We start from the raw sequence: 14033 nt of genomic DNA, 5'->3' as shown, positions 1-14033 counted from the left end.
CCTCGTCCGAATAAATGGTTCCCTTGTCTCTTTTTTGTCCATTTTTTTGTGCTATCGCCTAAGTTGAACACTAAGGCTTCACTCTGTCTCCACAGCCCCCTCCCCTATTTTTTCTAATCTCTCTTGCCATAAAGAACTGTTTTTATGATCCTCTTTTTTCTCATAAAGCTCAATGAAATCATTGATGATCATTGTTTCCTTTGTATAAGATGATTCGCTTGATCAGAGGCGATGGGATCAATATGAATAGACAATGTCATTTCTTCAGGAATCTCTAGCAATCCTGAAATAACTTTATCTGTTAAATTAGCAGGATAGTCTTTTAAATATAGTATTTGCCCATACGACTCTTCTATTTCAAAATAATTCTTCTTTTTAACATTTAGACTCATAGGTGCAATGCTTGCTTTTGTAGATAATCCGTTATAAATGAGATCAGAATAGTTGAAATCAAAAGAAGCAGTTGATTGTAATAAATGATGTATCAGCCGTAATCGACTCAATCCGTCCATTTTATGACATTTCGAACCGATTTCTGTTAGACTATCGCTCAGTGTCTGTTCGGCTCTAGCTAATAGCTGTTTTGCTTGATCCAGTTCCTTGGCAGGCATGGTAAATGTTAAATAATTTTCTTTGACGAAGTTGTTCTCGCCTGCATGGATTTTTTTACTCAATAGATCATTCAATTCTTCGCGATACTCATCATGCGCATTGCCTATTTTTTTATAGAAAAGCTCCTTCTTTAATTTTTCTTTTCTGATTTTCTTTTTTACGAGTGTAACATTCAAGTGCATCGTCTCTTCGCAACTGTTCAACAATGCGCAGTATTTAGTAAAAATACCTTGTTGTTCTTCCTTAGAGGCGATTTGATAATTGATATCAGAAAATTGGATACTCTTGGAATAGTGATTTGTACTCAGTTCACAAATTCCACTCTCAAACATCTTTTCGTAACGTAGCATTGATTGGATATTACGTTTAGGTGCCTGCTTTTTCTGTCTTTTTCCACGCTGTTGCTTTTGCTTTTTTAGTACGCGTAAAAATTTAGAATTCTTAATTGCTGTATTCTGTGTATTTCTTGCTTCTTTTTGTTTCCTTTTTTGCCAAGGTCTCATCCAATCGCACCTCCATGATAGATGGATAAGTATAATAGCTGTTGAGTTTAACATAACGCCACCGAATCTGTAGATATTTTTCCATAGGCAGATCATTAGGTTTGATCCAACCAAAAGATAAGATGGGTGAACTAATTGCCATCAAACCGATGCCGAGATCATCAATAGAAAATTGCCAAGTAAAATGATTCAAAAGACCGACGATTAGCGTAATACTCAAGGTTATCATCATTGATATAAATTGTCTTAATGAAAATCCAAAAAACAGCTTTTCTTTGTATAGTAAAATTTCTTTCCTAACCGGAACCTCAATTGCTATCGTTCTCACCTCCTACTGCAGTCCATCAAGCGACAGCCATTATCGCCTTCGCCCACTTGTTCGTATAGAATAAACTGATACATAAAGTCAAACAATTCCCCGAGATGATACAAATGACAGTGATCAATCCTTGGCGTTCTTGAATTGAAAAAAGGGTTTGTACCAACAGTGGATAAAAACTCAGTACCATGAATAATAAGACACCTTGTAACGAAGAGGCACAGATCATTCGAAAAAAATTTTTACCGATCTGATTGATTTCTTCATGAATAAACGTCACTAAAATTATAGGGGAAAGACTAAAATAGAAATACAGCTCAAAAAAACGCAAAAATACAACGATTTTTGTCATGATATTTGTCAGTAGAGATAAGACTAAGGGAATGAATAACAGTAGTAAAAGCGTTAGTTTCTCAAAAAAATTCATTGCTTGTTCTTGCTCCATAATCAAGGAGAAATCAATTACCTGATCCATCTCAGCTTGTATGCCTAGCTCACCGATTCCAACATTGATGATTGTACTAATGCCAACGATTGCATGGATGAATACGGTTAAATTCCGCATCACTAATAAACTGAGTCCTAATTTTAAAAAAAGTGGTAGAAATAATTCGAATCCTCCGAATGCCGAATAATTACTATAAATTTTTTGAGCAATCTGATGGAATTCTAAAAGCAATAAAAAGCCTAAGACCGAATAGGCAATAGGCTTCACCACAATATCCATGATCAGCAAACTATAGTGATAAATATCTGGTAAGTAGGTCTCTAGATTTTGTACTAATACACTTTGGGGATCATTTGAAAAATTCAACTGTTCTACAATCGTCTTTAAAACAAACTCGATGGCTCTATCCATGAATAATGCGTTGCTCCTCCCCTTATATCGAAATCGTTGCTATCCAAGAACCTGCTGCAAGAATCACTGCACCGCCAACAATTTGAAAGATAGCTTGTTGCATTGCTGGGCCGTTATGTTCTTTGATTGATATGCCTAGTTGGATGATCCCCCACACAGTAAGTAAACTTCCAGAAGCAAGTATTCCTTTGGAAAACAATGCCATTGCCTGTTCAAAATAGTCCATCTCATTCCCCCGTTTCCATATTTTCTTCCGTTGCAAGAACATTTAATTGATAACTGGTCGTTACACGTTCAAAAGAGTCCCTGACACTTAAATGCACGAGATACGTACCAGGTAAAGTACTATTGAATGTCCCGCTTACTTCTATTTCTGGAAGTAGCTTTTCTTCTCTGTCATGAACTGTGATCCCTGCTAATGGATCAAATACTTCACCTACAACTATTTCTCGGTCCTTTACACCTAAAAAAATAGGTGGTTCATTAATTACAGTGATCACTCCGTATGCTTTCGAAGATTTTCCATTCGTATCAGTCACCTGAAGTAAAACACGGTATTCACCTAGTTCACTAGTCTTGACTTGACTCCATGAATCTTCAGCTACCTCAACAGCTAGTTTTTTTTTCGGAGTCTTCACGATCTGAAACAATCACCTGCGCCAAATAAGCTTCTTTCGATAGTTGTGAAAAAACATTCACTTTCATATCTGCTTGGATGATCTCAGGTGCCTCATTTGTTATGGTGACTTCAACTATTTTTTCCATTGCCAGCTTTCCATATTGATCCTTTACGTTGCCGATTTTAAAATAATAGATGCCTTCTTTATTTGGGATGAAATCAGTTTCAATAATATGGGTTTCATTCAATGGGATGTTTCCATCTTCTGCATCCTTTACTTCCACATAATTGAAGATGTTGAATGACTCGTTGATCGCCTGCTCGATTACGACAGGTGCTGAGATGATTGGCGCATCATTGACTACCCGTATTTCTGCATGGGCCACATGTTGTGCACCATGTCGATCTTTCACCGTATAGATCACTTCGTACTCGCCTTCAACAGTTGTATCTAGATTTGTTTCAACATGAATAGCGGAAGTTAGATCTCCTTCTTCGTTATCAGATGCGAAGACTCCTTTTCTTAAATCCATTGGTTGCCCTATTCGTTGAAACAAAAGTGGCTGTTCAACCGTTATTTTTGGTATGCTATTGATCACGATAGTGAACTCACTTGTCGTTACAAGTCCTTTAGAATCGGTAACTTGAATACGCACCTGTCGTTCTCCAGGTATGGATGTATCCACATCGGTGTAACTGACGTTAGGAAACGGATCGCTCCCATGAATGATCGTGAAATGGTTAGAAGGCTCAAAGAAACTATACTGTTCGACTACGAGATAGTCCGAATGGAGGTTTAGTTTAGCTGCTTGCCACATTGTGGTGACAGAGTCATCTTTGTTATTGACTCTAGATTCGAGTGGCTGAGATAGCGGATTTGATTGCTCATTAATAGTACTTTCTGATTGAACAACTTTCTTTTTTTCTTTTACAAGCATCGTGGTCAAATGCTCAGTTGTATGCTCTAATTGCCGAATATCGGGCTTACTTTGCTCTGTTACTTGATCGATTGATGCAAAGTGTTCGATTACTGAAGAAACAGGATCATGTTTTTCTTCTATCGTTTCGTTTTTTGTTGTCTCTTTTTTTATCGTTGTTAAAACGCCAGTAATTTGCTTTTCAACAGATTGTTCTTGGTGGTGCTTTGCATTGATCATGTGCCAGCTTCCTAATCCGATTAACCAACCACACAGTGTACTGATAAAAATATAATAGTTCTTTCTTGTTGTTTTTTCAGATCGACTAGCTAAGAGCAACTTTTTCATTTATTGTCTAACACCCTTTCTTGGTCTCTTGAGCAATTAATTACTTTTCTTTCGTTGACCATAGATTCGACTACTAACCAAAGCAACGAGTCCAATTCCTATGAATGTAACTATCAATGATCTAGTATCACCAGTTTTAGGTAACATCGGTTGTTCTTTTTTCGGCTCTTTTACTTTTTTCATCTGGATTGTTTGCTCTTTGTTTGTCAAATCATCTTCACGAGCTACCTCATTCTTTTTTTCCTCTTCATAGTAAAAGATATGGGTCGCTGTCAGCTGCTCCCCATCCTTCAATGTATTTGCTTTTAATTCAAGAAGTACTTCAAAGGTATCTTCTTTACTTTGCGCTGTGTAGGTAGATACATTTTCACTGATGACTTGACCATTTTTATATCGTGTGACCACTGTATACGCATGACCGATCTCAAGCCCTTCTCCTTTTATCCAGATCATATCTTTCAAACGATTGGTTACTGTTGGATCGATTTCCTTTTTGCCATCCGCACCAGTAAATAATGAAGAAATCACTAATTCTTCACGCTCATTATAGGCTTCTAGAACGATCCATTCGCCATCTTTTTCTACAGTGATCGAAAAATCTAATGCCGCTCCTAAGGGGAGATACCCTTCAAGGGGTTCTGATTCTATAAATTTATACTTTCCATATGGTAATGATTCTACTTCTATTTTTCCATCTTTATCAGTGGCATACTCACCCATCAATATTTCTTTCGTTTCCTCATCCTGCTCGATTTTATACAATTCAAATAGGACATTTTTTAAGGGGCGGTCATTTAATCGATCACGTTTGATCACTCTGATAGGTTGACGTGCTAGTCGATTCGGCACCTCTAATCGAATGAGTGGATTCGTCTCATTTTCAGTGATACTGAAAATGATGGGATTCTCTAATGGTAGGTATCCTTCTGGTGCCTTGATTTCATGAAGTTCGTAACGTTCATTTCCCCATGGTAAACTGTCAGTTGTCAGAACTTCTCCTTTTATATTCGTTTCAAAAATGGTTGTACTTTCAGTATCATTTGGTTTTTGCATAGAGACAAATGCCCCTTTACCATCATCTGCCCAAATATCGAAGATTTTAAATTGCGCACCTGCATACGGAATCGCTTCTCCTGTATCCTCATCTACTTTGATGATATGTAACCGAGATTCAATGATTTTATCTTCTAAAAAGAAAAAATGTGTATAGCCATCTTTTGTAACAACTACCTCAAATGGTTCAATCAACAAATAACCATCTATCCCCTTTGTTTCTTCGACGATATAGCGATCGTAAGGGAGATCCTCAAACTTAAAATACCCATTTTCTTGCGTCGTTTCCACATACTTCTTTCCTGTTGTTTGAGACGTGGCGGTTAATTCCACACCTGCCAGTGGTGGCTTGATCCCACGATCTCCTGTCAACAATTGATGTAAATTTTCCAGAACCGTACGTGGTATCAACGGACGAGATCCAAATTTATAGCCTTCGATATGCCCTTTGATGACACGATTTTTCACCGTTTTGCTATGAATAGCGACTGTTTCATTTTGCCCAGCATACGTGAGGTGTACGGTATACTTTGTGGGATCAAGAGTATAGCCTTTAGGAGCTTCGATTTCTTGTAGTGTATACGTACCTAGTTTCAACGCTTTTATTTGTCCTTGGACGATTCCGTCCGTTTCTTCCATTGTTATTTGCCCCACAGTTTCTCCTTGGCCATTTGTTAATTCATAAACAGCGCCAATAATCTGTGCCGCTCCTTGTGGGGTATTGCCAGTTTCTTCATCTTCTTTGATCACTCGTAGATTTGCTAGTTGCTCTTGGTTATCCTTGATGATAGTCGTTGTTTCATTTGCTTTGATCGTCATTGTGTGTGGCGTCGTATCCAAAATGTATCCATCGGGGGCTTTTATTTCTTGAATCGTCACTTTTGTATCTATTAACAACTCATTCCAAGTAGCGTAGCCATCGGCATTGGTCATGATTTCTTGTACTTGACCAGTTGAAGTCGCAAAACGAAAAACGGCACTTGCCAGTGGTTGCTTCGTAGTTTCATCTACTTTGCGAACACGGGCATTGCCGTTTTTCGTGACATTTACAGTTAAACTTGTCTTCGTTAAATCATTTATTCTTCCTACCATCATATTTTGCGTATAAGGATGCTGGTAAATCAGTGGTACTCCACGGTAACTACTAGCAATGGCATAGTGAAAATCGATATTTCCGGATTTGTTTGCTTCCTTGGTCGCTGTGATCGTCAACTGATTTCCTTGCTTGTTTACCATAAGTCCTGGGGCTATAGCAGAAGGAGAGGATTCATAATTACTAAAAGACCCCGTCGTATCTAAAATCGTCTTGCTTTCGCCGATTTTCAATTCAACTATTTGGCGATCAAAACTTGGTTTGACAAAAAATTTATTGACGTTTGTCATCACACTTGCTTTAAATGTTTGATAGTCTGCCATCGTAAATACTCCCGAAATACTGGTCGGATAAATTCCTTGCTGTTCCCAAGCTAAAATTTGAGTCATCAATTCTTTTTGGAGTGTATGTCCAGTGGCGATGATCCCATAATAGGTGATCAAGGAGATTTTCTTCAATTGTTCAGTATTTTGCGGGGATACTGTGTATCCCCCATTATTTCCTATGCTAAGTGCTGCTCCTTGCTCGATGCATAGTGCAATCTCGCCTTTCACTCGTTTCCCATACCAGCCATACTCGCGACCGCCATTGGATAAGTAAATATCGATATTTGCAATGTGTGCATTGGGATCTACATGTATGATTTGATTATCCCGAGTGTCTATTCTTCCGAACCTCTCATGAATCGAAGAGCGGATATAGTTGGAAGGAACTGTCGTATACAGTTTACCGTTTTCTTGTTGCATCAATTGGTTTTCCAACAAAAAAGTTGTTTGCTGTTCTTTTTCATCTGTCATTTTTTCTAACGCTATAATTGAGGAACTTCCGAGAATGGAAGGAATCAGTAAACTAATCAGAATAAGCAATCGGAAACAAAACTGTCTATTTTTCTTCATTGAATCACTCCCGTTATCATTGATTGATAAGTCTGTTTTATAAATTAGGTTCCTTTAACTTGTGAAATTGCACTCTCACTTAACGAACTAGTCGGATCACATAGCCTTTTTTACACCATTCATAGCGTAAGATCCCACTTTTTTGGACTTGATTGATCAGCTTTGCTTTACTGCCCGTTGACCAACCTTCTTTATGAACAGATCGTTCATACTCAGATAAACTAATGGTCTTTCTTTTACCACTACGCATGAATACTATCAACTGCTGTATTTCAGTCATATTCAACTTCCTTTTCAGCATTTTGGCATAGACACTTTTTGGATAAATGCCAACCTGACTATTTTAGGGAATAGACAACCTGTGACACGAATAAACCTTGAGAAAAACAAACGTAAGAAATCCTTCTTCAAACAAATAGCTATCACTAGCAATTATTTGCTCCATTTTCACCAAGCGTTTATAAGGACACATGATCTGCCAGTTTACCATCACTGACAATACTGCCTTTTTAGTGAGCACTAACATGGATTGACAGTCAATCATCCACATCTCATCGTATCCGATACGAATGATGCTCTTTTTATGCAATTTTCAAAGAACAGACTAGGAATCACCAAGATTTCACTTTAAGCGGTCTCTCTGTATACTGCAATGCTTGTGTCGGATTCATTCTTTTGGCAAAAATCATCCCTCCTGAAGACACGGCTGTTTTAATGTGCCGATAAAGTTTATAATCAGGCAGCTCCTGTTTTGTTTCACGATCAATAAAGTAACCATTACCTAAATTGGCCCAAGTAGAACCATTAAATAAACGGACAGTTAATGCTTTACTTCGAATGGCTTTTTTCGAACAGATCCTTAACGCATATATCCCTCCTCACTCTATAGTTACGAATTAATTGAGATTCTTCCAAAAAAAAAGAGTTCACATCGCTTTGAACAAACAACGTGAACTCTTCCTTCTTTTTAATGTGAATTTCTTTCTTCGATCAAATCAATACAGTAATAGTAGCTGCTGCTAAAATCAACACGAGACCAATAACTGTAATTGTCATTTCTTTTTTCGTTTTCTTTTGTCCTAAGAACCAAATACCCGTTAAAGTAGCTAATACAACAGATGTTTGGGATAGAATAAAGCCAGTAGCTAAACCATTCATATCAGGTTGTGCAGAGATAAGATAAGTCAATGCAGCAAAGGCAAAGAAGAAACCAGAAAAGATATGTTTATAAGAAACTACTTCAGTAAACGCTGATTTTTCGTTCCCTTTGACACTTAAAACTGCTGTGTAGACTACTGCGACTAGCACCATTCCGATTGCTTGTGGTAAGAAGGCATGCATCCCGTCAATCGAAGTTGCTTGAGGTGCAGCTGAGTAAGCCCAATAACCAATTTCCCCTACAGCTAACAATAGAACTGCTTTTTTCAACAAATTGCTGTTTTCTTTATCTTTCTTTTCTGACCATACTGTCATCCAAGCACCTAAAATAATCAATACTAAAGCAAATGCACCAAGTAATTTTGCTGTAGTTCCTGGCCAATTACCTAACGCAAACACACCCCATAAAGATGCACCTAGCAGTTGAAAGGCGGTTGTGATCGGCATTGCACGAGAAGAACCAATCAATGTGAATGACTGGAAGGTGATGATTTGTGCCGTTGCCCAGCCGACACCTGATAAGATCGAAAAGACTAAATCCATTCCTGTAGGTAAGCCGATTCCTTTTATTACTGCAAAAACGATTGCAAAAATCAGTGTTCCTATAGTAGAGCCTAAAATTTGGTTGACTGGACGACCGCCAAGCTTAGAAGCAATCGTCGGGTATAATCCCCAACCTAACAGAGGTCCTAATCCAATTAAAAGTGCTGTCGCATTCATTCTATATCCTCCTTATTTGTTTTAAAATACAACGCCGCTTTCAAGAATGATATTCGCGTATGGTGTCATTTCCCCTGTGCGAATAAATGCATGGCAATTATTTAGATCAGCCTTCATTTCACTATGAGGAATAAACGTAATCGGCGTTTCTGGTAATCGTTCTTTGATTTCTGATAATACTTGAGGGTTTTCTGATTTGATTTCTTCTGCCAAGTAAATGCGCTGAACTTCTAATTCTTCTAAAACATTATTCAGTACTTGCATAAAACTTGGAATACTATTATCCACAGCTAGATCGATTTTTTCAGTAGTCATTGGTACAGGCATTCCTGCATCACCAATACTCAATTTATCAAAATGACCCATTTGTGCGATAACTCGAGAAATATCTGAATTGATTACTTTTGACTTTTTCATACTAAAAACATCCTTTCTTTAATCCAATTCATTTTTATAAGGAATCGATGGTTGTGCACCAAAACGTTGGACAGTAAGTGAGGAAGCTTTATTTCCATAACGAATTGCCTCTTCCAAATTACTAAAATCTTTTGCCAATAGACTACTCATTGCACCAATGAATGTATCACCAGCTGCCGTTGTATCCACAGCGTTTACTTTAAACGCTTTGACGATACCATTTTTTCCATCTTTTAGCGCGTAAAAAGCTCCTTTGCTTCCAATCGTGATGATCACGACTTCTATTCCTAACGCATGAAGTTTAGATGCTGCTTCTTGTAGACTTGCTTCGTCGCTGATCGTCACACCAGTTAAAATCTCTGTTTCTGTTTCATTCGGTATGATCATATCTGTTACTTTTAGTAATTCTTCTGGTACATTTTCTAATGCCGGTGCTGGATTCAAAATCGTTTTGACTCCTGCCTTCTTCGCAATCTTGAAAGCTTCAATCGCGCTTTCTATAGCGCTTTCAAATTGAGCGATAATAAAATCGCTCTTTTCGATGATTGCTTGGCTTTTTCTAACTTGTTCTGGGGTAAACGCATTGTTTGCGCCCGCATGGATCATGATACTATTTTCACCTTGATCGTCAACGATGATATAGGCTTGACCAGTCGCTTGGTTTTCTAATGTAGCCACACCAGTTAAATCGATTTCTTCTTGGCTTAACAGCTCACTCATTGTTTTTCCAGCTTCATCCGTTCCTACTGCTCCAATAAAATAAGTATCTGCTTCGGAACGTCTAGCGGCTACAGCTTGATTTGCTCCTTTTCCTCCACCTGCTGAAAAAGTTTCTCTTGTATGGATCGTTTCTCCAGGTTTAGGCATATGTTTCACTCGAATCGTACGGTCTAGATTGATGCTACCGATAACTGTTACAGTGTTCATTTTCACCACTCCATTTTACATTATAAATTAGTTCAAACACTCTTTTAACAATAATTAAAACGTTTTAACTTTACAAAAAGAATATACCACAGATTGAAAGTGATTTCAAGAACTCTGCTACTAAGTGTAATTTTTCGGAATTTTCTGTCACAATTATATGACGAAAAGAGAATATGGACCAAATCTAAAAATCAGGTTTGCTACCGACTCTCGAATAAACGGCATCCAAAAGTCATTTTTTTTCGGGAATTTCAAAAAAAAAGAGCGTGAGGCAAAAGTAGGGAATACTTTTGCTTCACGCTCTAACAAGAACAAACAGTGGGCGCAGAAACAACTCTTACGAGAAATAAACCGAAATTCACAAAAAGTTGAAAGCCCCTGAATCTCTACTTATTTCTCGGAGTGAAATACCTCTGGTTCGACCACTTGCTTCTATACGGTTTTTTCAAAGAAAAGAACATTTCCATCACTGTTACTTTTGCACGAATTATTTTCCTGGTTCAGAGGCAATGATTGTTAGTTCTCCTTGAACAATCCATTCGTTGATCTCGTTCGGTAGAATGAAGCTTGTTCCTTTTTCTAACAGGTATGTCTGATTATCCACGATCAATTCCCCAGCACCATCGATTACCGTCGCCAATGTATAAGGTGCTTGTTTTTTGAAGGAAGTGATTCCTTTGATATCCCATTCATACACATTGAAAAAATCAGTTTCTAAGTAAGTAACAATAGAAGATTGTCCTTTTCGAACTTCTTTGATTTGTAATTCTGGAGTTTTTGCAGGTACTGTAGTCACATCGATCGATTGTTGGATGTGTAGCTCCCGTTTCTGACCGCTTGCATCTTTTCTATCATAGTCATACACACGATAAGTCGTGTCTGAACTTTGTTGTGTTTCTAAAATCATGATCCCTTTGCCGATTGCATGGATCGTTCCACTAGGAACATAGAAAAAGTCACCTTTTTTGACAGGAACTTTTTTCAACAAATCATCCCAACGGCCTTTTTTGATCATTTCAGCCAATTCTTCTCTGGTCTTCGCATGATGACCATAAATAATCTCAGCACCTGGTTCAGCATCTATGATGTACCAGCATTCTGTTTTTCCTAGTTCTCCTTCATGTTTCATTCCATAGGCATCATCTGGATGGACTTGTACAGAAAGTTCATCTTCAGCATCCAATATTTTGATTAACAATGGGAAAACTGGTTCCGTTGGATGACCAAATAACTCCTTATGTTCTTTCCATAGATCATCTAATTTTTGACCTTTGAATTCGCCATTTTCTACAACGCTAACGCCATGTGGATGTGCGCTGATTGCCCAATCTTCTCCGATTTTGTCATTAGGGATATCAAAGCCAAATACGGATTTCAGCCGGCTACCTCCCCAGATTTTTTCTTGAAAGACTGGTTTTAAAAACATAGGTTCTTGCATCATTCTAACTCCTCTCGATTTTCATGATTATTATAGCATTATTTGTTTAATAACGCTTTCTCTTTCAAAAAATTTTCAACGATCTCATCGCGACATTCAATATACGCCTCACGATGGTCTTCTGGATGGACACGATTGGATAAAAAAATGAACGTAGTTTGATCGATCAAGTCAATCAATAAAAATGTACCCGTATAACCAGTATGAAAGAGAATTGGATGATGATCGGTCACATCTCTTTTCAAATCCCATCCCAATGATCGATCCCCGTTTTGAAGTGGTGTTTGATCTTGCAAAAGTTTCTGGATGGTTCTTTCTTCTAAAAACTGACCATTCGTAGTTTTCCCTTTATCCAGATACATTTTGACAAATTTGATGCTATCTTCTAAATCGATAAATAAACCCGCATTGCCTGCATGCTCTGCTAAGACTCTTGCTTTTGGATCGTGTGTGATTCCCCGCAAGACTTCTCCTGATGCCAATTGTTGCGTGGGTACGATTCGTTTGGATGGATATGGTAAAAAGAGGCTATTCATCATCCCTAATGGTTCCAACACTTGTTCTTGGAACAATTCTGTTGCTGGTTCTTGGAAAATCTCTTCCAGCATGAACCCTAACAAGATCGTGCCTGCATCAGTGTATTTCACAGCCTTTCCTAACTGATCTCCTGGTTGAAGTTTAAGGTAAGCAGAAATCAACTCTTCTTGTGAAAGTTGATCACGATCAGGGATCCACGTTTGGATATCAGATGTATGGGTCAATAAATGACGGATCGTGATCGTTTGATTGTCAAAAGCTGGTAAATAATCTGCAAGCGGACGATCCAACTCAATTTTTCCATCTTCCCACAAACGCAAGACCAAACTAGTTGTCGCAATCACTTTTGTCAAAGATGCTGCATCAAAAAGTAAGTCTTCTTCCATAGGCTGGATCTCTGGGACAACCTGAGCGTTTCCAGCAAAGAAACGTTCAACTTCATCTTTTCGGATGAATGCGCCAACGACACCAGGATAATAGCCTTCTTCTAATTTTTTTAAAATCAATTGTTTTGTTTCTGGATACATGTTCCTCTCCCTTTCTTTCGAAGGATACTCTTTCGTTCCATGCCCAAAGCATATAGCTTTCTTTCAGGAGAAGCAAGATTTTTCCAATATTTTAGACTTTTCTGCTAAAAACTAAGGATGAAAAATATAAATAAAAAACTCCTACGTATTACATATCAATACGCTAGGAGCAACTTTCACACGCTAATTTATTTTTTTTCTTCTTTAGAATCTGTCACAAACCACCATTCGATTCCTATAGCATCATAGATGGTCAATACTGTGTGCTTTTTATCTAAGAAGAAATCAACTGAATATTCTTTTAAATGTTGGACAAGTTCTTCCATATTCTCTTGGCTGATCACAAACTTCAAAAAGTCTAAGCCAATCACTTCGTGGGTCGGAAGTTGGATTGCTTCACTCGTTACTTCAGTCAGACCAACATGGAAGTCCCCTTCATTTAAAACATACCATTCGTTTTTTTCGTTATGGACTTTTAAACCAAGTAAGTTTTCAAGAAACTTACTTTCTTTGGCACTATCGATTACGTTTAAGTGGATTTTTTCAAAATAAGAGCCTGCTGATAATTTTTCGTACTTTTCTTCAGATTTTCGCAACAACGATTCTTGGTCCAAATTTTCTGGATATGCAGACTTCTCTACTGTTCCATCTTCATGATAGATCTCTAATTCATTACCTTCTGGATCTTTTAATAAGATACCCATACGGCCTTGGTCTTCTAATGCTTTTTCAATTACGTAATTCGCCTTGCGGATACGGCATAGAATATCTGCCATTTCTTCTACGCTTGGAATAATCAATGAGAAGCGGTTGAGCTTTTTGATCTCCCCGAAGTGATCATCTGCTCTAGGGCTTTCTTCAAGCAATAGCATTTCACTGTCACACTCTTCCGTTCCTAGAATAGCTAGTTCGTTTTCTTCCCGTTTCAAATCAAAGCCAATTGTATTCTTATAAAAATCAATCATTTTATCTCGGTCTTTCACCCGGATTGCCACGCTTTTCAAATAGGTAGCAGACCCCAATTTAAAATCTTTCATCATTCTTGCTCCCCTCTACGTCAAGCTTTATTTTAACGATGGTTCCCGTTTCT

Annotated in this window: 15 protein-coding genes; all 15 read right to left on the bottom strand. The window is 37.9% G+C overall.

Going from position 1 to position 14033, the window contains the following annotated elements; all coding sequences use genetic code 11:
- Window positions 1-188 precede the first annotated feature (188 nt).
- Window positions 189-1115 (bottom strand): hypothetical protein, encoded by a 927-nt coding sequence (locus tag IGI47_RS03765; protein ID WP_438783368.1) that lies wholly within the window; start codon window positions 1113-1115, stop codon window positions 189-191.
- Complete coding sequence (locus tag IGI47_RS03760) at window positions 1054-1443, bottom strand: PrgI family protein (protein ID WP_438783367.1); 390 nt, start codon at window positions 1441-1443, stop codon at window positions 1054-1056. The genes IGI47_RS03765 and IGI47_RS03760 overlap by 62 nt, the downstream gene beginning before the upstream one ends.
- 16 nt (window positions 1444-1459) lie before the next feature.
- On the bottom strand, window positions 1460-2293 hold the full coding sequence (locus IGI47_RS03755; protein ID WP_311930300.1) for a hypothetical protein: 834 nt from the start codon (window positions 2291-2293) through the stop codon (window positions 1460-1462).
- 22 nt (window positions 2294-2315) lie between these two features.
- Entirely contained in the window at window positions 2316-2519 is a 204-nt protein-coding gene (locus IGI47_RS03750) for a hypothetical protein (protein WP_081134571.1), read from the bottom strand.
- Window position 2520: 1 nt separating this feature from the next.
- The gene (locus IGI47_RS03745) at window positions 2521-2931 is read right to left on the bottom strand and encodes a hypothetical protein (RefSeq protein WP_438783366.1); all 411 of its coding nucleotides are present in this window, start codon (window positions 2929-2931) and stop codon (window positions 2521-2523) included.
- Window positions 2900-4177, bottom strand: coding sequence for an immunoglobulin-like domain-containing protein (locus IGI47_RS03740; protein WP_311930298.1), 1278 nt, complete (start codon window positions 4175-4177; stop codon window positions 2900-2902). Before IGI47_RS03740 ends, IGI47_RS03745 begins: the two co-directional genes overlap by 32 nt.
- A gap of 36 nt (window positions 4178-4213) precedes the next feature.
- On the bottom strand, window positions 4214-7219 hold the full coding sequence (locus IGI47_RS03735) for a SpaA isopeptide-forming pilin-related protein (RefSeq protein ID WP_438783364.1): 3006 nt from the start codon (window positions 7217-7219) through the stop codon (window positions 4214-4216).
- Window positions 7220-7298: 79 nt separating this feature from the next.
- Complete coding sequence (locus IGI47_RS03730; RefSeq protein WP_311930296.1) at window positions 7299-7499, bottom strand: TetR family transcriptional regulator; 201 nt, start codon at window positions 7497-7499, stop codon at window positions 7299-7301.
- Between the two features lie 331 nt (window positions 7500-7830).
- Window positions 7831-8058: a hypothetical protein gene (locus tag IGI47_RS03725; protein WP_438784441.1), complete on the bottom strand. Its 228-nt coding sequence runs from the start codon at window positions 8056-8058 to the stop codon at window positions 7831-7833.
- A 151-nt stretch (window positions 8059-8209) separates the two neighbouring features.
- Complete coding sequence (gene rbsU / locus IGI47_RS03720; protein WP_311930295.1) at window positions 8210-9097, bottom strand: ribose/proton symporter RbsU; 888 nt, start codon at window positions 9095-9097, stop codon at window positions 8210-8212.
- A gap of 21 nt (window positions 9098-9118) precedes the next feature.
- Window positions 9119-9514: a D-ribose pyranase gene (gene rbsD / locus IGI47_RS03715; RefSeq protein WP_438783363.1), complete on the bottom strand. Its 396-nt coding sequence runs from the start codon at window positions 9512-9514 to the stop codon at window positions 9119-9121.
- A gap of 18 nt (window positions 9515-9532) precedes the next feature.
- Window positions 9533-10441 (bottom strand): ribokinase, encoded by a 909-nt coding sequence (gene rbsK, locus IGI47_RS03710; RefSeq protein WP_438783362.1) that lies wholly within the window; start codon window positions 10439-10441, stop codon window positions 9533-9535.
- A gap of 487 nt (window positions 10442-10928) precedes the next feature.
- Window positions 10929-11879, bottom strand: a complete 951-nt coding sequence (manA, locus tag IGI47_RS03705) for a mannose-6-phosphate isomerase, class I (RefSeq protein ID WP_438784440.1) — start codon at window positions 11877-11879, stop codon at window positions 10929-10931.
- Between the two features lie 38 nt (window positions 11880-11917).
- Window positions 11918-12943, bottom strand: coding sequence for a serine hydrolase domain-containing protein (locus IGI47_RS03700; RefSeq protein ID WP_311930292.1), 1026 nt, complete (start codon window positions 12941-12943; stop codon window positions 11918-11920).
- Window positions 12944-13131: 188 nt separating this feature from the next.
- Window positions 13132-13980 (bottom strand): VOC family protein, encoded by an 849-nt coding sequence (locus IGI47_RS03695; RefSeq protein WP_438783361.1) that lies wholly within the window; start codon window positions 13978-13980, stop codon window positions 13132-13134.
- Window positions 13981-14033: the final 53 nt, after the last annotated feature.

The organism is Enterococcus sp. AZ191 (assembly GCF_051713845.1).
GTDB classification, from domain to species: domain Bacteria; phylum Bacillota; class Bacilli; order Lactobacillales; family Enterococcaceae; genus Enterococcus_B; species Enterococcus_B durans.
The sequence above is the reverse complement of the archived record's forward strand: the minus strand, read 5'-3'. Positions and strand labels throughout refer to the sequence as shown.

Bases quoted from the DNA above. Each gene is read 5' to 3' on its own strand.
- IGI47_RS03735 (WP_438783364.1), bottom strand. From the start codon at position 7,219: ATGAAGAAAAATAGACAGTTTTGTTTCCGATTGCTTATTCTGATTAGT.
- rbsD (WP_438783363.1), bottom strand. From the start codon at position 9,514: ATGAAAAAGTCAAAAGTAATCAATTCAGATATTTCTCGAGTTATCGCA.
- IGI47_RS03750 (WP_081134571.1), bottom strand. From the start codon at position 2,519: ATGGACTATTTTGAACAGGCAATGGCATTGTTTTCCAAAGGAATACTT.
- IGI47_RS03695 (WP_438783361.1), bottom strand. From the start codon at position 13,980: ATGAAAGATTTTAAATTGGGGTCTGCTACCTATTTGAAAAGCGTGGCA.
- IGI47_RS03730 (WP_311930296.1), bottom strand. From the start codon at position 7,499: ATGACTGAAATACAGCAGTTGATAGTATTCATGCGTAGTGGTAAAAGA.
- IGI47_RS03765 (WP_438783368.1), bottom strand. From the start codon at position 1,115: ATGAGACCTTGGCAAAAAAGGAAACAAAAAGAAGCAAGAAATACACAG.
- IGI47_RS03755 (WP_311930300.1), bottom strand. From the start codon at position 2,293: ATGGATAGAGCCATCGAGTTTGTTTTAAAGACGATTGTAGAACAGTTG.
- rbsK (WP_438783362.1), bottom strand. From the start codon at position 10,441: ATGAACACTGTAACAGTTATCGGTAGCATCAATCTAGACCGTACGATT.
- manA (WP_438784440.1), bottom strand. From the start codon at position 11,879: ATGCAAGAACCTATGTTTTTAAAACCAGTCTTTCAAGAAAAAATCTGG.
- IGI47_RS03740 (WP_311930298.1), bottom strand. From the start codon at position 4,177: ATGAAAAAGTTGCTCTTAGCTAGTCGATCTGAAAAAACAACAAGAAAG.
- IGI47_RS03700 (WP_311930292.1), bottom strand. From the start codon at position 12,943: ATGTATCCAGAAACAAAACAATTGATTTTAAAAAAATTAGAAGAAGGC.
- rbsU (WP_311930295.1), bottom strand. From the start codon at position 9,097: ATGAATGCGACAGCACTTTTAATTGGATTAGGACCTCTGTTAGGTTGG.